Source organism: Enterobacter cloacae complex sp. XAL002, from assembly GCF_049236805.1.
GTDB classification, from domain to species: domain Bacteria; phylum Pseudomonadota; class Gammaproteobacteria; order Enterobacterales; family Enterobacteriaceae; genus Enterobacter; species Enterobacter intestinihominis.
This window is the reverse complement of the sequence record NZ_JBMKJN010000003.1, coordinates 67774-88334: the sequence shown is the minus strand read 5'-3', so window position 1 is coordinate 88334 and position 20561 is coordinate 67774. Positions and strand designations below refer to the sequence as shown.

At 55.8% G+C, this 20561-nt stretch carries 24 protein-coding genes and 1 pseudogene; 6 read left to right on the top strand and 19 right to left on the bottom strand.

Features of this window, described 5'->3' with window-relative positions; all coding sequences use genetic code 11:
• Positions 1 to 18: 18 nt before the first annotated feature.
• Genes ACOT0L_RS03590 through ACOT0L_RS03570 form a run of 5 tightly spaced genes read right to left on the bottom strand, consistent with a single transcriptional unit; the run spans position 19 to position 3129 of the window.
• Positions 19 to 669 carry an HAD family hydrolase gene (locus ACOT0L_RS03590; protein ID WP_063148197.1) on the bottom strand — a complete coding sequence of 217 codons (651 nt, stop codon included), beginning with the start codon at positions 667 to 669 and terminating at the stop codon, positions 19 to 21.
• A 3-nt stretch (positions 670 to 672) separates the two neighbouring features.
• A complete protein-coding gene (locus tag ACOT0L_RS03585) occupies positions 673 to 897 on the bottom strand; it encodes a 2-hydroxymuconate tautomerase (RefSeq protein WP_045308251.1) in 225 nt (74 codons plus the stop codon).
• 7 nt (positions 898 to 904) lie between these two features.
• The gene (locus ACOT0L_RS03580) at positions 905 to 1738 is read right to left on the bottom strand and encodes a hypothetical protein (RefSeq protein ID WP_045308252.1); all 834 of its coding nucleotides are present in this window, start codon (positions 1736 to 1738) and stop codon (positions 905 to 907) included.
• Positions 1731 to 2507, bottom strand: a complete 777-nt coding sequence (locus ACOT0L_RS03575) for an AfsA-related hotdog domain-containing protein (protein ID WP_045308253.1) — start codon at positions 2505 to 2507, stop codon at positions 1731 to 1733. Before ACOT0L_RS03575 ends, ACOT0L_RS03580 begins: the two co-directional genes overlap by 8 nt.
• A gap of 10 nt (positions 2508 to 2517) precedes the next feature.
• Positions 2518 to 3129 carry a hypothetical protein gene (locus ACOT0L_RS03570; protein WP_045308254.1) on the bottom strand — a complete coding sequence of 204 codons (612 nt, stop codon included), beginning with the start codon at positions 3127 to 3129 and terminating at the stop codon, positions 2518 to 2520.
• A 186-nt stretch (positions 3130 to 3315) separates the two neighbouring features.
• Here ACOT0L_RS03570 and ACOT0L_RS03565 point away from each other — a divergent pair, with 186 nt between their 5' ends.
• On the top strand, positions 3316 to 4236 hold the full coding sequence (locus tag ACOT0L_RS03565) for a LysR family transcriptional regulator (RefSeq protein ID WP_045308255.1): 921 nt from the start codon (positions 3316 to 3318) through the stop codon (positions 4234 to 4236).
• Here the strand turns inward: ACOT0L_RS03565 and ACOT0L_RS03560 are convergent.
• From ACOT0L_RS03560 to ACOT0L_RS03510, 11 genes are all read right to left on the bottom strand, one after another.
• Positions 4233 to 4685, bottom strand: coding sequence for a DUF1198 domain-containing protein (locus tag ACOT0L_RS03560; RefSeq protein ID WP_014830062.1), 453 nt, complete (start codon positions 4683 to 4685; stop codon positions 4233 to 4235). The two genes, ACOT0L_RS03565 and ACOT0L_RS03560, sit on opposite strands and share 4 nt — an antisense overlap.
• Positions 4686 to 4836: 151 nt before the next feature.
• Positions 4837 to 5841, bottom strand: coding sequence for an alpha/beta fold hydrolase (locus ACOT0L_RS03555; protein ID WP_058677100.1), 1005 nt, complete (start codon positions 5839 to 5841; stop codon positions 4837 to 4839).
• Positions 5842 to 6002: 161 nt separating this feature from the next.
• A complete protein-coding gene (gene uhpT, locus ACOT0L_RS03550) occupies positions 6003 to 7394 on the bottom strand; it encodes a hexose-6-phosphate:phosphate antiporter (RefSeq protein WP_126314392.1) in 1392 nt (463 codons plus the stop codon).
• A 132-nt stretch (positions 7395 to 7526) separates the two neighbouring features.
• Positions 7527 to 8837, bottom strand: a complete 1311-nt coding sequence (locus ACOT0L_RS03545) for an MFS transporter (RefSeq protein ID WP_126502757.1) — start codon at positions 8835 to 8837, stop codon at positions 7527 to 7529.
• A complete protein-coding gene (gene uhpB / locus ACOT0L_RS03540; RefSeq protein WP_045308258.1) occupies positions 8830 to 10335 on the bottom strand; it encodes a signal transduction histidine-protein kinase/phosphatase UhpB in 1506 nt (501 codons plus the stop codon). Before uhpB ends, ACOT0L_RS03545 begins: the two co-directional genes overlap by 8 nt.
• Positions 10332 to 10925 (bottom strand): transcriptional regulator UhpA, encoded by a 594-nt coding sequence (gene uhpA, locus ACOT0L_RS03535; protein ID WP_022646555.1) that lies wholly within the window; start codon positions 10923 to 10925, stop codon positions 10332 to 10334. Before uhpA ends, uhpB begins: the two co-directional genes overlap by 4 nt.
• Before the next feature lie 125 nt (positions 10926 to 11050).
• Entirely contained in the window at positions 11051 to 11338 is a 288-nt protein-coding gene (ilvN, locus tag ACOT0L_RS03530) for an acetolactate synthase small subunit (protein WP_015570113.1), read from the bottom strand.
• A gap of 3 nt (positions 11339 to 11341) precedes the next feature.
• On the bottom strand, positions 11342 to 13030 hold the full coding sequence (gene ilvB / locus ACOT0L_RS03525; protein ID WP_069596111.1) for an acetolactate synthase large subunit: 1689 nt from the start codon (positions 13028 to 13030) through the stop codon (positions 11342 to 11344).
• Between the two features lie 106 nt (positions 13031 to 13136).
• Entirely contained in the window at positions 13137 to 13235 is a 99-nt protein-coding gene (gene ivbL / locus ACOT0L_RS03520) for an ilvB operon leader peptide IvbL (protein WP_057979964.1), read from the bottom strand.
• A gap of 146 nt (positions 13236 to 13381) precedes the next feature.
• Positions 13382 to 13801 (bottom strand): helix-turn-helix domain-containing protein, encoded by a 420-nt coding sequence (locus tag ACOT0L_RS03515; RefSeq protein WP_023305145.1) that lies wholly within the window; start codon positions 13799 to 13801, stop codon positions 13382 to 13384.
• Positions 13798 to 14112, bottom strand: coding sequence for a type II toxin-antitoxin system HigB family toxin (locus ACOT0L_RS03510; RefSeq protein ID WP_023302825.1), 315 nt, complete (start codon positions 14110 to 14112; stop codon positions 13798 to 13800). The genes ACOT0L_RS03515 and ACOT0L_RS03510 overlap by 4 nt, the downstream gene beginning before the upstream one ends.
• Positions 14113 to 14598: 486 nt before the next feature.
• Between ACOT0L_RS03510 and tisB the strand changes: the two genes are divergently transcribed.
• The 4 genes from tisB (at position 14599) to emrD (ending at position 17455) form a co-directional block, all read left to right on the top strand.
• Complete coding sequence (tisB, locus tag ACOT0L_RS03505; protein WP_022646551.1) at positions 14599 to 14688, top strand: type I toxin-antitoxin system toxin TisB; 90 nt, start codon at positions 14599 to 14601, stop codon at positions 14686 to 14688.
• Between the two features lie 64 nt (positions 14689 to 14752).
• Entirely contained in the window at positions 14753 to 15199 is a 447-nt protein-coding gene (locus tag ACOT0L_RS03500) for a GNAT family N-acetyltransferase (RefSeq protein ID WP_023298965.1), read from the top strand.
• Between the two features lie 62 nt (positions 15200 to 15261).
• On the top strand, positions 15262 to 16095 hold the full coding sequence (locus ACOT0L_RS03495) for a DMT family transporter (RefSeq protein ID WP_023305144.1): 834 nt from the start codon (positions 15262 to 15264) through the stop codon (positions 16093 to 16095).
• A 175-nt stretch (positions 16096 to 16270) separates the two neighbouring features.
• Complete coding sequence (emrD, locus tag ACOT0L_RS03490; RefSeq protein ID WP_023305143.1) at positions 16271 to 17455, top strand: multidrug efflux MFS transporter EmrD; 1185 nt, start codon at positions 16271 to 16273, stop codon at positions 17453 to 17455.
• Here emrD and ACOT0L_RS03485 read toward each other — a convergent pair.
• Positions 17361 to 18446 (bottom strand): annotated as a pseudogene (locus ACOT0L_RS03485) (cellulase family glycosylhydrolase); the annotation flags it as partial. The gene emrD and the pseudogene ACOT0L_RS03485 overlap by 95 nt on opposite strands.
• Before the next feature lie 97 nt (positions 18447 to 18543).
• Between ACOT0L_RS03485 and dsdA the strand changes: the two are divergent.
• Positions 18544 to 19830, top strand: a complete 1287-nt coding sequence (dsdA, locus tag ACOT0L_RS03480; protein WP_126502756.1) for a D-serine ammonia-lyase — start codon at positions 18544 to 18546, stop codon at positions 19828 to 19830.
• Between the two features lie 32 nt (positions 19831 to 19862).
• Here dsdA and ACOT0L_RS03475 read toward each other — a convergent pair whose 3' ends face one another.
• On the bottom strand, positions 19863 to 20210 hold the full coding sequence (locus ACOT0L_RS03475; protein ID WP_022646545.1) for a DUF202 domain-containing protein: 348 nt from the start codon (positions 20208 to 20210) through the stop codon (positions 19863 to 19865).
• Positions 20200 to 20547: a YidH family protein gene (locus ACOT0L_RS03470; protein WP_003861080.1), complete on the bottom strand. Its 348-nt coding sequence runs from the start codon at positions 20545 to 20547 to the stop codon at positions 20200 to 20202. Before ACOT0L_RS03470 ends, ACOT0L_RS03475 begins: the two co-directional genes overlap by 11 nt.
• Positions 20548 to 20561: the final 14 nt, after the last annotated feature.

Sequence of the window (20561 nt, the reverse complement as noted above, 5' to 3'; positions counted from 1 at the left end):
ACTTACCTCAATAAGGATTTAAATAATGTGCCAATTTTTTTCAGTTGCATATCTGGTAAGCGCGGAATGCTTTCCCACACACACGGGATGGCCAGTGGCTTCAAGCATTGGAATATCCGAAAGATCGTCGCCGTAGGCATAACAATCCGCGGGGTTAATCTCTTTATCATCGCAAAAGGCTAAAAGCGCGTCTTTTTTACCTGTTCCAATTGTTTGAGGCAGGCCGATTTCACCCGTCAACTCACCTGCGTCATTTATTATCACCGGCGCACAGAGTACTTCCGTTACCCCAAGATATTTTGCAATAGGTGAAAGAATCGGAAGCATAGAGCCCGATATAAATACGGTATACATGTTCTGATTCTGATGTTTTTTAAGGGCTGAAACAGCACTCTCAATAAAAAACTCGCTTTCCAGCTTACGCCTGAACCACTTCTCACCCATTTCTTCCAGATAACGACAAGACACACCTTTAAACTGGCGATAATATTCTCGGTTCAGAGTCTCCCTTAGCACACCGTTTTTTACGTCGGCGCGAAAACGAGACATATAGCGTTGAAGACGATCGTTTTGATTATTTTCCCTACACCAAAAATCATAGAAATCAAACATGCTTTTAATATTTATAAGCGTTTCATCAACATCAAAAAAAGCGGCATGTTTACGCAAACTTTATTCCTCGTAGTTTTTTCTTCGACTCTTAACAGGAAAATCTTTATCCTTCCCAGACACGCCTGCATCCGCCCAGCGGGAAGGGGCAATTTCAGAAACCACCACGGAAATTTTATCGAGCGGCGCACCCGTATTTTTGTGAACGGCAAATGTAATATCTTCCTGGAGTCTGATGATTTGATTTTCATCTTTCGCAGGCCAGGTCATAACATGAACAAATGGCATACTTTTCTCACTCTATAGTTGTAAATTCATCGAAGGAACGGCCTTTGAGTTTTAATTGGGCATGGATATCGCCACCAAGACCGTAAAAGCCAATTGCACCGCCGTAGCTCTGACGCGAGCTCATATAAAGTACGACTACGTTAATAATTCTGTTTCCTTTCCTCGCCGGAGCCGGAAAAGGATCGGTCAACTCTGCCCAATATTCGGCATTACCTTCGCTATCGGTTATAAATACGTTGGGTATTCCCAGCGGACCTGGCCTGCTCGGATCCTCCGAGGCTAGATCGTTTTCCCTGAGACTCATCACGGTGTAAACGCTATCCGGAACAAGGCTCCGGAACGAAAACGTGAACCTGGCTCGTTTCTTATCTTCGGACAATGTGACCTCAAAGGTGCCCTCTGCCTCTAGCCAGGCAGCGAGGGTCACTGGCTCGATCTCTCGCTTTCCATCGCTGCTTCGATAATCCGCGATATAGCCTTCATGAAGTGGCAGGCCAGGCCTTATTTCATTATTGGCCTGCGGCCGCTGTTCTGGGGAGAAAATCATCCGATAGTTGTTCATCGGAATGGGTAAAGGAAGAGTATGAAGAATGATGTCCTTCAACGCGTCCTGAGTCATCTTTTTCAGATCGCACAGAATGTTATAGGGTGCGACTTCCCCAAATGCCGGAAGCGGGCTGTCCGGAGAGACAATGACGCTTCGCCACTGCAGTCCATTATCTCCTGGCACCATGCCAACCACGACAAAATTACCCTTCCCGTCCATGACCTCCGCAGGGGGGTAAAGCGGCCCCTGCGTGGTAGCAGCCAGACGGTATTTCTGGCTACGCAATTCAGGCATGCGTTACCCCCTGAGTCACCCCTTGCTGCTCAACAATGGTCGCCTGCATGGCAACCTCAGCCAGAGATTTCTCTCTCTCTGTAATCAGGGCGGAAGGATAAACGGTGAACGAGACATCCATTGTCGCGCAAAGCGTTTGGTGCTGAGTGACGCGAACCTGAGCCTTGAAACGCCCCCGGCGGTCGTTAATATCTTTTTCAAGAAATTCAAAGTGGACCAGCGCCGGTAAAGGGAACAGGAAACTGGCGAAATTGATTGCCATGCTGTTAATGACGTAATAGCGTCCGCTTTCCTGTTGGTAAATAAATTCTTCGGTGACGCCAATAAAGGCCTGTCGGCTGGCTTCAACCAGGAGCATTCCCTGAATATGCTGCCCCGTCTGATGATCCGCCATCAATTCGCAACGCTCATCGATTAACAGCGGCATCGCATAAAGATCGTGGTTATGCTCAGCTTGTTCCGCAGGTCCTATAAGTACATTCTGTTCCAGTCTTTTATGGCAATAAGCATTTTTTTTGTCGCTAACCAGTTTTTCCAGAGAGCATATTTTCAACTTATTACCATGGATCGCATTTCTTGCCTGATTTGAAATTACCTTTCCAGCAAAATCCTTGCGCACGCCCTGCCCAACAATAATTTCATGTTCTTTATCAATGATATTCGCAGGGATTTGAGTCAATAATTCTAGCTGAGATATAGTCAGTACATCTTTACCATTGGCAAATTCATTAAATTTATCGCCAACAACTACCAACTTTTTACAGTTCATTCATTGTCCCTCAACAACAGCAAGCACGATAGATACGTGTATAAAGGCCGTCGTTACCGCCAGTAATGAAGTTATCGCCGGCCTGTTGAATAATTTCCTGATAACGCGCATTGGTAAATGCTTCTTTATATGCTGATTTATCGCCGTTGAATGAGGAGATAAACATTACACCCGGAACACCGCTGATCAGTGAATGAAACGCTTCGAAACTTTCAATCTTATCTTTGTTATCTCTTACAACATTAAAAATGGTTTCATCGCGCCACTGACGGTACTGCTGATAGTTATGCGCAGGCACTTCGACGTGTCGGAGTTGAATATAATTTGATTCTGGCAAGCTATTTTTATTATCAATTGGGGATTCAACAAACTTAAGCAGTTCGCGACGGATATCGGCAGAAAGAACCTCAGAGAAACGATGGAACATGGATTCCATTTCATTCTCAACCCATGCAATCTCTTTAATATCATTGAATGCGCGTAATTCCAACAACTCATTAACGCCGTTTTCTTCACAGGTATAGTAGCGAACGGTTTCACTGCTTTTTAAGGAAGTAAATTCTTTTTCAGAAAAAGTGTTTTTTAATGGGAAGCGTGATACCAGTACATATTTAGACGACATAATTACTCCGAGTATTGATTAAGTGAGGATTCGGATAGAAATTTATCAATACAGGAAACTATTGGAATTGTTAAATTTGTAATATATTTTTTGTATTACTGTTAAAACGGGTTTTGCTGCCAGCATTAAGCGTGTAATATCGAAATGGAAAAAGACGAAATACCTTTTCGCACTTAGGACCCACGTATGGCTACAGCAGAACATTTAATCAGCAATAACCTGCCCAGTATCAAACAATTACAATGCTTTCTCGCTGTTGCACATGAACTGAACTTTCGTAAGGCTGCCGAACGTCTGCGCATGACTCAACCGCCTCTGACGCGTCAGATAAAATGTCTTGAAGCGGTGTTGAAACGTCAGTTGTTCAGTCGCAGCACGCATGACGTTAGCCTTACTGAAGCAGGTCGAGCGTTGGTCGTTCAGGCAGAAAAAATACTCAAAGACATCAGCAGCTTAAAAGAAGACCCTCACTCTTCAGAAACGAGTCTGCGCATCGGTCTCACGCGCACGCTTAATTTTGAATATATTGAACCTGTAAATACCCAGCTTCAAAAAATGAACGCCGGAGATGACGTTGAAACGCCCGACCTGACGTCAGCACAGCTGCTGCAAAGCTTGTCTAAAAATATGCTGGATCTGGTGCTGACCGGGGAAAAAGGGACGGGTCATGAAGACATTGTTCAATACCGCTGGGTATGCCAGGAACCGTTGCTCATCGCAATGCCTTCTTTACATCCTGCCAGTCTGAAAGAGAAAGTCTCGCTGCAAGACATTAGCGATCTTCCACTTTTTTGGTTTTCGAGAAGCGCTAATCCGTCATTCTATGACAAATGCGAAAGCTACTTTGACACGCTGAAAACGCCGCTGAAGCGTATTAAAGAGCCGGATGATTCCCTCGTGATGCTAAGCCGTATCGCAAGAGGGAAAGGGTTTGCGCTGCTGCCTCAGTCAAAATGCACCTTCAATCAGGAGGGGCTATGCTATCGCGAACTAACGGACGATGAGGCAAAGAGATTAAATATTGATATCTATGCTGCAACTCGCCTCAATGAAAACAGAGAGGAGATCCTGAACGCTCAGAATATCTTGTGCGCCAAAAAGGCTTAATGCAGATAAAACACACCTTCTTCCGGCAGAAATAGCTGGTTATAGCGCAGCTGGAAGGCGTTCAGCTCCTGCGGATCGGGCTCCATTTCGCGCATAAAGCCAAGTGCCAGTCGAATTTGCGCATCGGTAATGGGTGCGGCAAGGCGGGCTTTACGCAGCATACGGTGCCAGGTATGCAGATTCTCTTCACTGCCGTCGACAATGCAGACCTGCCAGATGAGCAGCACCTGCGCCGCATTTTGCAGATGTGCCTCGTCGGGGCGCTCAAGGTAGCGGATAAACTCATTGCCCGGCGTTTTACCGAACTGATCGATCATCGACTCGACTGGCATCGGGGTGATGCCCAGCCGCTCGCTTAAACGTTTGATGGCGCGGCGGGAGTCTGAGGTCAGGACACGAAATCCAACCACAAATACCACGGCAAGCGTTGCCAGCATTATCCAGACCATGCGTTCTCCTTAGACTAGCCGCCCATCATAGCGGGAAACGCAGCGCGTCAACAGCGGGAACGGCCAGAATAGTGAACCGAAAAAAGCTGGATAATTGCGATGAAAGCAATCCCGCGCAGGCGTGGCTGCGCGGGCTGTTGCTGAAGACCCGTCAGCGCGCCTGAAGCCCTTTCAGCAGCGCGTCGTGGAAACGTTCAGGATCCTGCATCTGCGGCGCGTGGCCCATGTCGTTAAACTCGACCAGCGTCGCGTGCGGAATGCGCTCCGCCGTCTCTTTGCCCAGCACCGCGTAATTGCCGAGCGTCTTGCGGATCTCCGGTGGGGCGAGATCTTTCCCGATGGCGGTATTGTCCTTCGTGCCGATCATCAATAATACCGGCATCTTCAGCTCGCTAAATTCATAGACAACCGGCTGGGTATAAATCATGTCGTAGAGCAGCGCCGAGTTCCACGCCACGCGCGCTTTACCCGGCCCGTTGTTCAGCCCGGCGAGCATGGTGACCCAGCGCTCGTACTCCGGCTTCCACTCCCCGGCGTAGTAGGTGTTTTTCTCGTACTGACGAATACCGTCGGCGCTGACTTTCAGCTCGCGCTGGTACCACTGGTCGACCGTAATATGCGGCACGCCGCGCGCTTTCCAGTCTTCCAGACCAATCGGGTTCACCATCACCAGCTGCTCCACCTGCTGCGGCCACATCAACGCATAGCGGGTTGCCAGCATGCCGCCGGTCGAATGTCCTATAACCGTCACGCGCTCGACGCCCAGCGTTTTCAGCAGCGCGTGGGTGTTATCCGCCAGTTGCTGGAAGGTGTACTGGTAATGCTCCGGCTTGGTGGATTTACAAAAACCAATCTGGTCAGGGGCGATCACGCGATACCCACCGGCCGACAGCGCGCGGATAGTGCCGTCCCAAGTGCCAGCACAGAAGTTTTTGCCGTGCATCAGCACCACGGTGCGGCCGTTGGGTTTTTCCGGTTTCACGTCCAGGTAAGCCATATCCAGAGGCTGGTTCTGCGAGGTAAAGGTAAAGTGTTTTACCGGCCAGCCGTAGTCAAAACCTTCCAGCTTCTCGCCGTAGGTGGGGGCATCCGCGGCCATTGCGGGGGACGCGAGCGCCATCAGCAGCGCCAGGCAGGACAATCGTCGGGTTAACATGCAAGCTCTCCGTTAGCAAAAGGGCTAAGGCTGCACGAAAGGCGGCAGCAAAAACACTGTAGAGCATAGAGAGGAGCGAGTGTGTAAAGCGGAGTAAAGGTAGGCCGTGCAAAATAAAAAAGCCCGGCATCACACACCGGGCAAAGAAGTTACCTGCACACTCAGGCTAATTTTAATTTCTGCGCACGATTCTCACGGCGGATCTTACGCTCTTCCAGCACCGCAACCATCGCCATCAGGACGATACAGCCAATCGCGGCGGCATCCAGCGCGGCGAAGGTGCCCGCCCAGCCGGTAAGGCCGAAAATCGGCGTGCCGTCGGCGATCATCCCCAGACCCAGCTTGGCGAAGCTGTCGCCGATCAGGTAGGCGAAGGTGCCCTTAATCCCATCGGCGGCGCCGATCGCTTTTTTCGGGACGAAGCCCACTGCCGCCACACCGATCAGTAATTGCGGACCAAACACCAGGAAGCCGAGCGCGAACAGGGACGCCAGGTAAATGTACTGGTTGCTGGCGTGCTGGTAGACGCCAAGGGTGGCGATAATCAGCGCCAGCGCGACGCAGGCCACCAGCGCGCGGCGGCCATTGGCGAGGTCGGAGAGCCATCCCCACAGCAGCGTGCCGACCAGCGCGCCCACTTCAAACAGGGTGAAGCCCTGAATCGCCACTTCTTTAGAAAGCTTCAGCTCCTGGAAGGCATACACGGTGGACCACTGGTCGATACCAATGCGCACCACGTACAGGAAGATGTTCGAGAAACAGAGCAGCCAAATCACTTTGTTTTTCAGCACGTACTCAACAAAGATCTGCCATTTGGACATCTCGTTTTCTTCGGTCTCTTTGTCCTCTTCGCTGATCTCTTCCCCGAACAGCTCTTCGGCTTTGCCGAGGCCGTACGACTCCGGGGAATCGCTGCCGTAGCGCAGGCCGATAAAGCCAACAATCAGGGCAATAATCGACGGGAAGATAAACATGCCGATGACGTGACCGTCGAACAGGTAGTTCGCGCCGAACAGCGCCACGCCTGCCGCACCCGCTCCGCCGAGGTTGTGGGAGATGTTCCACATGCCGAGGTACGACCCCCGCTTGCGGCGCGGCGTCCATTTGGTGATGGTGGAGTAGCTGCACGACCCGCCGGTGCTCTGGAAGAAACCGCTCAGGGCGTAAAAGGCGATCATCAGGAACAGGCTGACGGAGCCCGCGCCCATGCTGGCGCTGAAGCCGAGCATACAGATGGCAGAGAGGATCAGCATAAACGGCAGGAACTGCTTGGTGTTTTTGCCGTCCGCATAGTAGGAAACAACGGTTTTCCCCACGCCATAGGTGATGGAGAAGCCCAGGCCAATCATACCCAACTGCGTCATGCTCAGCCCGTAGGTCGAGATCATGTCGTTCTGCGCGATGTTAAAGTTTTTGCGGATCAGGTACATGGTCAGGTAGCCGATGAAGACCACCAGATAGGACTGCATGAACGGTTTGAACCACATTTTGCGCCGCACGTCGAGCGGCAGATCCAGGGTCGGCTTGCGCACCTGATTTAAGAAGGCCAGCATGACTGAGTTACTCCTGAGCTGATTTTTGCAGCATTGTAAAAACCAGCCAGGAGAGATGCCTGAGACAGCGTCCAGGTGAAACCGGGAAAATTTCTTAGTTTTGCGCGACTCGGCAGCAAAAGGTGAGGCGCGTCACGCTTCGCGCGGTGCCTGCGCGTGCAAAAACGGCAGCAACAGCAGGGCGGAGATGCCCGCCGCGATAGCGATCACCGCGAAGAACCCGCTCCAGTGCCAGATGTCGATCACCCGCGCCAGCGGCCAGCCGGAGAGCGATGCGCCGAGGTAGGCAAACAGCCCGACAAAGCCCGTCGCCGCGCCTGCCGCCTTTTTGTGGGAGCACTCCGCCGCCGCCATGCCGATCAGCATCTGCGGGCCAAAGACGAAGAAGCCGATGGTGAAGAAGCACGCCGCCTGCATCACGTAGCTGGCGAACGGCATCAACCACAGCGAGCCGACGGAGAGTAAGATCCCGGCAGCAAAAATCAGGTTCATCGGACCGCGGTTGCCGTTGAAGAGCTTGTCCGAGCCCCAGCCCGCCACCAGCGCGCCGATAAACCCGCCCAGTTCAAACATGGTCACCGCCGAGTTGGCGGTCACCAGATCCACGCCGAGCGTCTCGGACATGTACAGGTTGCCCCAGTCGTTGATGGCCGCGCGCACCACGTAGACCAGCACGTAGCAGAGCGACAGCAGCCAGATGTACGGATTTTTCAGCACGTATTTGGTGAGGATCTCCTGGCGGGACAGCCCGGCCCCTTCCTGCTGCTGGGCGATCTCCATCTCGTCGTGCCGCCAGTCACCTACCGGTGGAAGGCCGACGGTTTGCGGCCTGTCGCGCAGGCGCCAGCAGAGGAACAGCCCGGCGACAATCGCGAGGCCACCGGCAATCATCATCCCCACGCGCCAGCCGTAGTGCAGCGTCGCCGCGCCGACCACCATCGGGATCAGCGCCCCGCCGACGTTATGCGCGGTATTCCATATCGCCCACCAGCCGCCGCGCTCGTTACGTGAGTACCAGGCGGTCAGCAGACGAGCACAAACCGGCGCGCCCCAGCCCTGGAAAAAGGCGTTCAGCGCCCACAGCAGGGCGAAGGCCCAGAGCGAGGTGGAGAAGCCAAACAGGATGTTCACCACGCCGGTGGCGATCAGCCCAACGCCCATGAAATAGCGCGCATTGGAGCGGTCGCTGACGATGCCGGAGAAGAACTTCGACAGACCGTAGGTGATGTAAAACAGCGTCGCCAGCAGGCCGATGTCGGTGCGCGCCATCACGCCGCTGGCGAGGATCTCCGGCGCGGCGGCGTTGAAGCTTTTGCGGGTGAAGTAGAACAGCGCGTAGCCGAGCCAGATAGTGACCAGGATATGACGTCGCCAGTAGCGATAGCGGGCGTCGATTTCCGCTTTGTTGCCTAACGGGGCGGCGCTGGCCGGGGTTTTAAACATGGTACGTCCTTAACGGCAAACTGACGCTGACGCGCGTCCCGTGGGTGCAGGAGATCGTCAGCGTGCCGCCCAGCGCCTTCACGCGCTCGCGCATGCCCGCCAGGCCAAAGCCCTGTTGGCCGGATCCCGGCGGCAGGCCGCAGCCGTCGTCTTCAATCACCAGCATCAGGCGCTCGTCCTGCTGCCAGCCCTGGATCGTGACCGCGCTGGCACTGGCGTGTTTGACGATGTTGTTCAGCCCCTCCTGACAGACGCGGAACAGCGTCACACGCTGACCTTCGCTCAGGGTAGCTTCATTGATGCGCCAGTCGAGATGGCTGACTATCCCGCGGCTTTCCAGCTCCATCTCGCGCATCAGGGAACGCACCGCCTGCTCCAGGGACAGATCGTCAAGCTGGCGCGGGCGCAGCCGCCCTAACAGGCGGCGAACGGAGTCATAGACACCCAGCGAAAGCTGTTCGATATGCGCCCCGCCCTGCTTCACACCCGCGTTTTCTGCCGCCAGGCGCTGGACAATGCCCGCCTGGGTGCGGATGGCAGTGATGGTCTGGCCGATGTCATCGTGCAGCTCGCGGGCAACCTCCTGGCGCACGCTCTCTTCCGTCTCCAGCAGACGCTCCGCCAGACGGCGATTGCGCGCCAGCTCGGCTTGCAGAGACTGGTTCAGCTCGCGCAGGCGCTGGATGCCCGCCCCCAGCAGCAGCCCGGTCAGGCTCTGGGCCAGCAGCGAGAGCAGCAGATCTACCGGATGATCGTGCCAGGTCTGGCTGGCGATCAGCGCGATGGCGTTCATTAGGGTCGCGATCAGCGCCCCCTGCCAGCCGTAGTGCCAGGCGAGGGCGATGATCGGCAGCGCCAGACAAAACGGCGTGAAGCGTGATAATTCAGCGGGCAGACCAAGCTGCAACCACAGGCTCACCACAAACAGCAGCAGATACCAGATCAGGTGCCGGGCGCGCCAGTTCACCGGCTGGGAGACCAGCGCCGGGCCGAGCGGCTGCCAGACGGTGCTGGTAAGGTAATGCCAGAAAACCAGGCAGGTCGGGGCCAGCGTCAGGCCGCCGGTGAGGGTCAGCAGCAGGGCGTTGAGCACCTCCTTTTCGCCCACCCACGGCAGGGACTGCAACAGCGCGGCGGCAATCAGCGCCGCCCCCTGACGCAGCAGCGTGCGCCAGTCGCGCTGGTGACGGTAGCGGGAAATCAGGGCGACCGGGATAAGCGTGAGCAGGCTTCCGGTCATCAATAAAGGCAGATGCGCCAGCGCCACTTCCTGCGCCAGCCAGATCAGCATCAGCCACTCTGCACCGAGCAAAACGGGCCAGTATCCGCGCGGGCACTGAAGCATCAGTCCCAGACGCAGGCCAAAGGGGAAAAGCAGCACCGCCAGCTCCGGGCGTTCCACCAGATGCAGGCTGATGCTCCACAGGCAGAACCATGCGGCGGAGAAGATAAAAAAGCTGGCGACGACGGCGATCAGCCGTGAAAAAACGGGACTCATTGCCAGCTGTCAAACATACGGCGCGCCAGCTCGACATCGTTACTGACGTTGAGTTTTTCCATCAGGTTGGCGCGATGAACATGCACGGTTTTCGGGGACAGATCCAGCTCCGCGGCAATCTCTTTCACCGACATGCCCTGGGCAAGTTTCTCTGCCACCTGACGCTCGCGTCTGGTGAGCGGATCCTGCCGTCCCGCCGCCAGCTTGATGGCGATATCGGGCGTCAGGTAGCAGCCGCCGGTGGATACGGTGCGCACGGCGGCAATCAGCTCGTCGGGGCTACAGCGTTTAGAGAGGAAGCCGCGCGCGCCCGCGTTGAGCGCCTGCTCGACCAGCGCCGGGCTGTCGTGGACCGAGAGCATAATGGTCGCCATTCCTTTCGGCAGCTGGCTTAGCAGCTCCAGCCCGGAGAGATCCGGCATCGAAATGTCGCAGATACAGACCTGCACCCCGCGCCCCGGCAGGCCCGCCAGCGCCTCGCGGCCGGAGCCAAACTCGGCCACGACCTGGAAATCCGGTTCGAGGTTGAGAAGCTGGGCAAAGCCAGAGCGGACGATGAGGTGGTCGTCGATAAGGGCGATGGTGGTCATGGTTTGATCCTGATGCGTGAACACGCCGGATGGCGGCGTAAACGCCTTATCCGGCCTACGTGTAACGTCCTTGCAGGCTGGATAGGCGCAGCGCCATCCGGCAAAAGCCTTTTACCTTAAGTGATTTACTCGAAAAACACCGCAATTTTGTTAAACATGGTGGGATCGGACTGGTTGCGTGCCACTTTGGTGACATCTTCCAGCTTGTCGATCTGCGCCATCATCTGCTCCAGACGCTGGTCGTCGTTCACCAGTAGCCAGATGCGGCTGTGCTCGCTGCCCTGAATCGGCAGGCACAGAATGCCTTCCACGTTAAACGCACGTCGGGCAAACAGCCCGCAGACGTGGGTCATGACGCCAGGGTGGTTGCGGACGGTGAGTTCCAGAATGACATTATCACATTGTTTCTGCATGGCTTATTCCCCCACCATCTCAGTATTGGCCGCACCCGGCGGCACCATCGGATACACTTTTTGTTCAGGGTCGATACGCACGTGGATCAGCGCCGGGCCCGGACGAGAAATCGCATCCTGCAACGCCGCGTGGGCATCTTCTTCGGCGTTCAGATCGCAGGTGTGCAGGCCAAAACCAGCGGCAATCTGCATGAAGTTGATCATCCCCGGATAGGTCGCCGCAAACACGCCCTGCTTATAGAACAGGCTCTGCTGCTGGTGTACCAGGCCCAGCGCCTCGTTGTTCATCAGAATGATTTTGACGTCTAACTGGTTTTCGGCTGCCGTCGCCATCTCCTGAATGTTCATCATCAGGCTGCCGTCACCGGAGAAGCAGATCACCTTACGGTCCGGGTTGGCGAGCGCCGCGCCAACCGCTGCTGGCAGGCCGAAGCCCATGGTGCCAAGGCCGCCGGAGGTCAGCCACTGGCGCGGGCGGTTAAGCGGATACGCCTGGGCGGTCCACATCTGATGCTGGCCGACGTCGGTAGTGATAATCGCGCTGTCATCCACGCAGGCCGCAACGGCGTTGATAAGACCATAGTGGCTCAGCGGGTCGCCCTCGGTTGGGATAGCGCCCGGGAACTCGCGTTGCAGATCGGCTACCAGCTGGCGCCAGTCGGCGCGGTCGTTTGCCTCCGTCTGTGGGATCAGCTGTGCCAGCACCTCGGTCACGTCGCCCTGAATCGCCACGTGCGGCTGCTTGATTTTACCCAGCTCGGCGCGGTCGATATCCACATGAATGATTTTGGCGTTCGGGCAGAACTCCTCGGTTTTGCCAATCGCCCGGTCATCAAAACGCGCCCCCATAACAATCAGCAAATCCGCCTCTTGCAGGATGTAGTTGGTGCTGCGCGCGCCGTGCATGCCCAGCATCCCTAAAGACAATGGGTGCGCTTTTGGCAGCATGCCGAGCGCCATCAGGGTCATGGTGGTAGGCAGGCTGGATTTTTCAGCGAACTGACGGATTTCATCCGCGGCGTTGATCGCCCCGCCCCCCAGATAGAGCACCGGGCGTTTCGCCGCGTTAATCATGGCGGCGGCATCGCGCACGCTCTCAGCGCTGAATTCCGGCGCCGGGGCACGCTCGCCCGGCTCCGGCAGCACGTCGATCTCAATTTCTGCGGTCTGGACATCCTTAGGAATGTCTATCCACACCGGACCCGGGCGGCCAGACTGGGCAATGCGAAACGCATCGCTGATCACCTGAGGCAGCTCGCTGATATCGCGAACTAAATAGTTATGTTTGGTGATGGGGATAGAGATACCGTAGGTATCCACTTCCTGGAACGCATCGGTACCGATCATCGAGGACGGCACCTGGCCGGTAATGCAGATCAGCGGAATGGAGTCGAGGCGCGCATCGGCGATGGCGGTCACCAGGTTAGTGGCGCCCGGCCCGCTACAGGCCATACAGACCGCCGGTTTACCCTGGGTACGCGCCATGCCCTGAGCGATAAAGCCTGCGCCCTGCTCGTGGCGCGCCAGCACGTGGCGGATCTGTGTGCTTTGGCTTAACGCATCGTACAGCGGCAGCACGGTCCCACCCGGGATGCCCGCAACGGTGGTGATGCCCTGTCGTTCCAGTAAATGAACAATCAGCTGCGCGCCTGTAAAACGCGTTTTTGTGGATGTTGTGCCCGAACTTGCCATGCTCCAGTCCTTTTCTTCTGGGCCGACTTTCCGGGGAGGCTCTTAAACGAAAAACCCCGCCCGGTTTGCGCCGGCGGGGTTTTGGATTCGTGTGTTGATCCAGTCCCTACGGCGCATTGCCGACGACCACCACCACACGCACGACGACCACTGCGGCAGGTTGCGCAGTTTTTAGTAGGGTCGAGGTGAAGATGGATGAAGTCATTGGAGACCTGTGTTTGGAATCATTGATAGAATTTATACAAACACAGGTTTTCGGATGTGACAATGGAAATATTTTCAACTGCGCAAAAATGCGTCAGGGATCACGTTTCGTTTGTTGGGTGATGACACTCAATAAAGGGTTTTTACTCACTCAATAAATAGCGCAGGTGATACCCCAAATCTGACCGCCAGCTTTTTAATATGGTTCAGAGTAAGCTGTCTCTGACCATTCAGAACCCGTGAAACCATCGATTTACTACCAATTTCATCCTTAAAATCCGATATCGTCAGATTGTATTGATCCATCAAGGTTCTCAAAACTGCAATTCCGACGGGAACGGACTCCATCTCCTTGCGTAATGCGACTATCTCTGGCCGATTAGCTTCGTAATGGCTAATTCTGGCGCAAACAATATCCAGCAAGGGGCTATTGGGCTCGTTCATAAGGAGATACTCAACCAGCTCAAGCGCATCCTTATAATCTTTCTCGCTCGGCTGTTCACCCAGTAAAGGAACGGCCGCAACAAGGGCGTGCGTAGCTTTCATTGCATCAGCGACGATCATCATTTCTTCCCCTTAGTGCGATGTTTCTCCGTAAAACGGTCATATTCCTTATGAGTAAAAACATGGCGCACATAAAACTTTTGGCTTTCAAAGAATATGAGAGCCACTACTCTGAGATTGTTATTTGCAATATCAATAACATAATGCTTATCAAGATACTTGAAGTTATCCAGCGTTGGGAAAAGTTTTCTCAGTGCAGCGGGCGTCGGGCAGTGGCTCTTTTCAATAACTCGTCCTAAAAAGAGAAGCTCTTCTCTGTGTTGCGGGAACTGGCTTACCGCATCCAAAATTGCCTTCATTGAGATTAAATGCATCCTGCTTGCCTGCCGCGTCCGTTGCCATTATGGCAACGATAACACCTATTGCCAATAAGTCAACGGAGGATACTATTTTCACTTCGTCAGAAAACAAAAAACCCCGCCTAAGCGAGGTTTTTATCAGGGTTTTGCGGTTGGTTGCCGCAGAACACACTGTGTTACGTCAACGCGAAAAGTATACGCGATCGAAGACGAACGCGCAATTCCGGCACGGATTTTGACGTTTTTGAGTATGGATCGCCTTCCAAAATTTGTCCATAAAATACTGTTCATGCATACAGTATTTATCTATACTGAGGGTGTTCGCAGTGAGCGAGGGGGCCGCAGTTTACCGGCGCAACGAAGTCCTGGCTGAAACGGGTGGTGCCGTCAGTGCCTTAACCCCTGAAGTGAGCACACTGTGTTACGTCAATCCAGGTGCTGGCCACAGGCGGCGGAAAGGTACGCCAGCATCGTGCTCCTTTTAACCAAAAGGAGACGCGTATGAGCGTCGTGGATATGGTCATACTTGTCCTCAAACTCATTGTTGCTGTATTGCAACTGCTTGATGCTGTCCTGAAATACGTTAAGTGATTCAGGTTCAAGTCGCACCTGAGAGGGGCGGACAACCGCCCCTCTTTAATAACGAGGGAATGCTATGTCGCGTCTGTTAATTGAGCCTGTTACCCCTGATGAACCGGGCTATATCGCCCTGAAGGCCGAGAGTATCGCGTTAAATTTCAATATGCTGCGCAGGCTGGAAGAGAACTGGCAGCGCGGTGAGAACCGCTTTAACGCGCCGGGTGAAAAGCTGCTGGGGGCGTTTCTTAACGGCAGGCTGGTGGGCGTGTGCGGTCTAAATCGCGATCCATTCAGCCAGCAGCCGCGCGCCGGACGTATTCGTCATCTCTACGTCAGCGAAAAGTGCCGTGGGCTGGGGATTGGAAAACAACTTTTGACCGTGGTGATGGCGGATGCCAGCATCTGGTTTGATTTTCTTAATACCCATGCGCCGGAAACCGCGTACGGATTTTATCATCGGGCGGGCTTCAGGCTGGTGTCAGACGAGCCCCGGGTGACGCACCGCCTTTTTTGCGCAGTGTAAGCGGCTGGCAGCCTCGACGGGGGAATGTTACAGTTGGATGACATTTCACCAACCGATCCGCCATGTCCATCACCGTTTTCTGCATTTTACTGTTCGCCGCACTGCTGCATGCCAGCTGGAACGCCATCGTTAAGGCCGGAACGGACAAGCTCTACTCTGCGATCGGCGTTAGCGGTTCAGCCGCGCTTATTGCCCTGATTTTACTGCCTTTCTCTCCCCAGCCGACGGCTGCAAGCTGGCCTTATTTGTTCGTCTCCTGCGCGTTACAGGTGGTGTATACGGTACTGGTGGCAAAAACCTATCAGGTCTCCGACATGAGCCAGACCTATCCGCTGATGCGCGGTACCGCCCCGCTGCTGGTGGCGCTGATCAGTGTGCTGGCGCTTGGCGACCACCTCTCCTGGCTTGCCTGGTCCGGTATCGGCGTCATTTGCCTGTCAATTCTGGCCATGGCGATGAATGGCCGCATGCAGTCGCGCAAGGGGATCTGGCTGGCGCTGCTGAACGCCTGTTTTATCGCCGGGTATACGCTGGTGGACGGCACCGGCGTGCGGTTATCAGACTCGGCGCTGGGCTACACGCTCTGGACCTTCTTCATGAACGGCTTCTGCCTGCTGAGCTGGGCGATGGTAGCCCGCCGCCGCGAAGCGTCAGCCTATCTGCGCTTGCACTGGAAAAAAGGGCTGCTCGGCGGCGTAGGGACGATGGGATCTTACGGTCTGGCACTCTGGGCGATGACCCAGGCGCCGCTGGCGGTGGTCGCCGCACTACGTGAAACCTCAATTCTCTTCGGCGCATTCATCGCATTTGTGCTTTTAAAAGAGAAGGTTGTGGGCCTGCGCATCGCGGCGGCGCTGGGTATTGCAGCCGGTGCGGTCCTGCTGCGCCTGGCGTAATTCGCTGGCAACATTAGTTGCCGATCTTGTTTACAAATCCTGCCTTCACGCCTTCTGTCATTCATCACAGTAATGCTTAAATTGTCATCTCTCTGTGGTAGATTCCTCGCGCATTTATGGGAATGCGTAGTCACTTATTCTTTATTTATCTCTTTTGGCAAAAGTATTCAGCGACATGAAAAAGCAACGGAACGTGAACTTATTGTTGATGCTGGTGTTACTGGTGGCCGTCGGGCAGATGGCGCAAACCATCTACATTCCGGCGATTGCCGATATGGCAAAAGATCTGAGCGTCCGCGAAGGTGCGGTACAGAGCGTGATGGCAGCCTACCTGCTGACCTATGGCGTTTCACAGCTGGTTTATGGTCCCCTGTCCGATCGCGTCGGGCGTCGTCCGGTCATTCTGGTGGGCATGAGCATTTTCATGGTGGCGACGGTGATTGCCATTACCACGCATAGCCTGACCGTCCTGATTGCCGCCAGCGCCCTCCAGGGCGTGGGCACCGGCGTCGGCGGGGTCATGGCGCGTACCCTGCCGCGTGATATGTACCAGGGCACACAGCTTCGCCACGCCAACAGTCTGTTAAATATGGGCATTCTGGTCAGCCCGCTGCTCGCCCCGCTGATTGGGGGTCTGCTGGACACCGTCTGGTCCTGGCGCGCCTGTTACGCCTTCCTGCTGGTGCTGTGCATTATTGTCACCTTCAGCATGGCGCGCTGGATGCCGGAAACACGTCCGCAGGACGCGCCGCGCACGAAGCTCATCGCCAGCTACAAAACGCTGTTCGGTAATGGGTCCTTTACCTGTTATCTGTTGATGCTAATCGGCGGCCTGGCGGGCATTGCGGTGTTTGAAGCCTGTTCCGGCGTGCTGCTGGGCGCAGGCCTTGGCCTGAGCAGCATGGTGGTGAGCATTTTGTTTATTCTGCCGATCCCGGCGGCGTTCTTCGGCGCATGGTTCGCCGGACGTCCGAACAAACGCTTCTCTACGCTGATGTGGCAGTCGGTGATCAGCTGTCTACTGGCCGGGCTGATGATGTGGATCCCGGGGCTGTTTGACGTGATGTCGGTCTGGACGTTGCTCATCCCGGCGGCGCTGTTCTTCTTCGGCGCGGGCATGCTGTTCCCGCTCGCCACCAGCGGCGCAATGGAGCCGTTCCCGTTCCTCGCGGGCACGGCAGGCGCGCTGGTCGGCGGTTTACAGAATATCGGTTCCGGCGCGCTGGCCTGGCTTTCGGCTATGATGCCGCAGACCGGGCAGGCGAGTTTGGGCCTGCTGATGACCCTGATGGGGCTGCTGATTTTGCTGTGCTGGCTGCCGCTGGCGTCGCGCGTCCCGCATCACGAACAGCCGGTTTAACCGCATGATGGCCCGGCTTCTCGCCGGGCTTTTCACACACGGGCGCAATCATCGCCTGTAATAACGGCTCTGGCGCAGGCCGCCAGGCACCCTCTTCCCCGTCGTAAAACTGGAAGTCCGCGTTAAGCGCATACGGGATTTTCGCCTTTTGCAGCTCGCAGGCCATAAAGTTGGCGAAGGCCATTTGCGAAGCGGTTGGCGTGAGGTGGTTTGACTCCCCCACGCCCCAGCCCCCGACCCAGCTAACGTGCCCGGTTTTTTGCTGCCAGTGCAGCGCGGCATTGATTCGGTTACGGATAGCCGCTTTCTCAGCCGCGGTTCCGGACGTCCACGGGTATTTGCCGTTCGTTTTCAGCGGACCCCAGGGGAAAATATGCCATTCCGCCAGCAGGTAATTCTGGCTGTGTGCGGGCAGCTTCAGGCTGGATAAATCCTCCGGCGCGGCGCGCAGACGAGGGGCGATAAAAATCATGCGGCTGGCATCAATGGCGTGAATGTCTTTGATCGCTTTCTCATACACCCGGTTGAGCGAAGCAACGTTGTGGTTGAGCTTGTCCGCCGGTTCGTAGATCAGGTCAAATCCCAGCAACGGCGAGCGCTGACCAAAATAGTGCGCCACGGCAATCCACCAGTTGATCACCGCTTTTTCGGTATCCGCTTTCGGGTCGTTTTTATATTCATCGGCCTGATAAGCGATGATGGGGATGACGCCGTATTGCTCGCAAGCCTCCACCAGCTTACGCAGGTGAATCAACCGCGCTTCCGTCGGTTCGCCCGCCACCCGAATACGGACATGATGTATGCCTTTCGCCTGGAAATCACGGACCACCAACGGGTCGAATTCGCGTATACCGCGCTCGGTGCGGGCCCAGTCGACATCCATTCCGACGCCCAACATCTGCGCGTAACGGGCAGCCGTCAGGGGTGGCTCAGCGGCACAGGCCCAGCTGGAAGCGAGCGCTAACACGGTGACAATTAACGGCTTTAACACGACGCCCCTTGCAAATAATCAAATGCTTTACTCTGTATTTAGCATGCTTTTTCACAATTGGTGTAGAGTCAAAACGAACTAAATTCTGAGACAGATTATGAAAACGACTGACCTGACCGGCCTCATTGACCGGTTTCCGCTGCTGGCGGATTTGATTGCCCTGAAAGAGATCACCTGGCTTAATCCGAACACCACGACGCTAGCGGAAGGGTTGCCATATGTCGGGCTGACCAAAGCCGACGTGGACGACGCGCATGCGCGCCTGAAACGCTTCGAGCCGTATCTGGCGAAAGCCTTCCCGGAAACGGCGGCAACGGGCGGGATTATTGAATCCGAACTGGTCGCTATCCCGGCGATGCAAAAGCGGCTGGAGAAAGAGTCCGGCAAGGCCATTCCAGGCACGCTGCTGCTGAAAAAAGACAGCCATCTGCCGATTTCCGGCTCCATTAAAGCGCGCGGCGGTATCTATGAAGTGCTGGCCCACGCGGAAAAACTGGCGCTGGAAGCCCGGTTGCTGAGCGTTGAAGATGATTACAGTATCCTGCTGGAGCCACGCTTTAAAGCCTTCTTCAGCCAGTACAGCATCGCGGTGGGTTCAACCGGCAACCTGGGGATGTCCATCGGCATTATGAGCGCGCGCATCGGCTTTAAGGTCACGGTGCATATGTCCGCCGACGCCCGCGAGTGGAAGAAAGCCAAACTGCGCAGCCACGGCGTGATCGTCGTGGAATATGAGCAGGATTATGGCGTGGCGGTGGAGCAAGGGCGCAAAGCGGCGGAAAGCGATCCAAACTGTTTCTTTATTGACGATGAGAACTCACGCACGCTGTTCCTGGGCTACGCGGTTGCAGGTGAGCGCCTGAAAGCGCAGTTTGCCGCGCAGGGGCGCGCGGTGGATGCTGAGCATCCGTTGAATGTCTATCTGCCGTGCGGCGTCGGCGGCGGCCCCGGCGGCGTAGCGTTTGGCCTGAAGCTGGCCTTTGGCGATAACGTCCACTGTTTCTTCGCCGAGCCCACGCACTCCCCGTGCATGCTGCTGGGCGTTTACACCGGGCTGCACGATGAAATCGCCGTGCAGGATCTGGGTATTGATAACGTGACGGCGGCGGACGGTCTGGCGGTAGGTCGCGCGTCTGGCTTCGTGGGCCGCGCGATGGAGCGTCTGCTTGACGGGTTCTATACCCTCGCCGATCAAAGCATGTACGACCTGCTCGGCTGGCTGGCGCAGGAAGAAGGCATTTGTCTGGAGCCGTCGGCGCTGGCGGGGATGGCCGGGCCGGTACGCATAACGGCGAATGCTAACACTACACACCTGGTCTGGGCGACCGGCGGCGGCATGGTGCCGGAAGACGAGATGGCGAAATATTTAGCGAAAGGGAAGTAAATATGCCGGGTGGCGGCTGCGCCTTACCCGGCCTACAGGTGCAAAATTTGTTGAATGTGGGTGACCGCAAACAGCAGTGACAGCGACAGCACGGCCAGGGCGATAAGGAACTTATCCCGCACCGCCTTCGGCTGTACAAAGTCGCTCTGCGCCACGTCCATCAGGTTACGGCTGCGGGTGTAGCGCCATAAAATGATGGCTACCAGCGCCAGCACAACAATGGAGATCCAGAATGGCGCCCCCGTGCGGTGCCAGTTGTGCTTAATGGCAAGCGCGATCAACGCACCATACCCCAGCAGCGTGCGCAGCCAGGCCAGCGAGGTTCGCTCCGGCTGAAGCCCGGGGTCCGCTTCCCGCCGCGCTTTGCGGCTATCCGGCATACAGCACCAGTAACATCACTACGCCCGCAACCATCAGCAAAATCGTACTGATGATGAGCAAACCGCGCGTGTAGGGGAGATCCTGCTTCAGACGCATCGCTTTTTCATTTCTCAGCCAGCGCAGATAGCCATAAATCGCCAGCACGCCGGCAATCAGGCACAGCAGCAGGGCCAGCACTTCGCGAATCAACGGAGTGGCAAAATCGGGGGCGAGCTGATCAAGGCCGACGCCTGCGGCCAGAAAGCCCAGGGCGGTGCGGATCCACGCTAAGAACGTGCGTTCGTTAGCCAGTGAGAAGCGGTAGTCCGGCGCTTCACCGAGGCGGGAAATGTTCATGAAGGTTCCTTGTC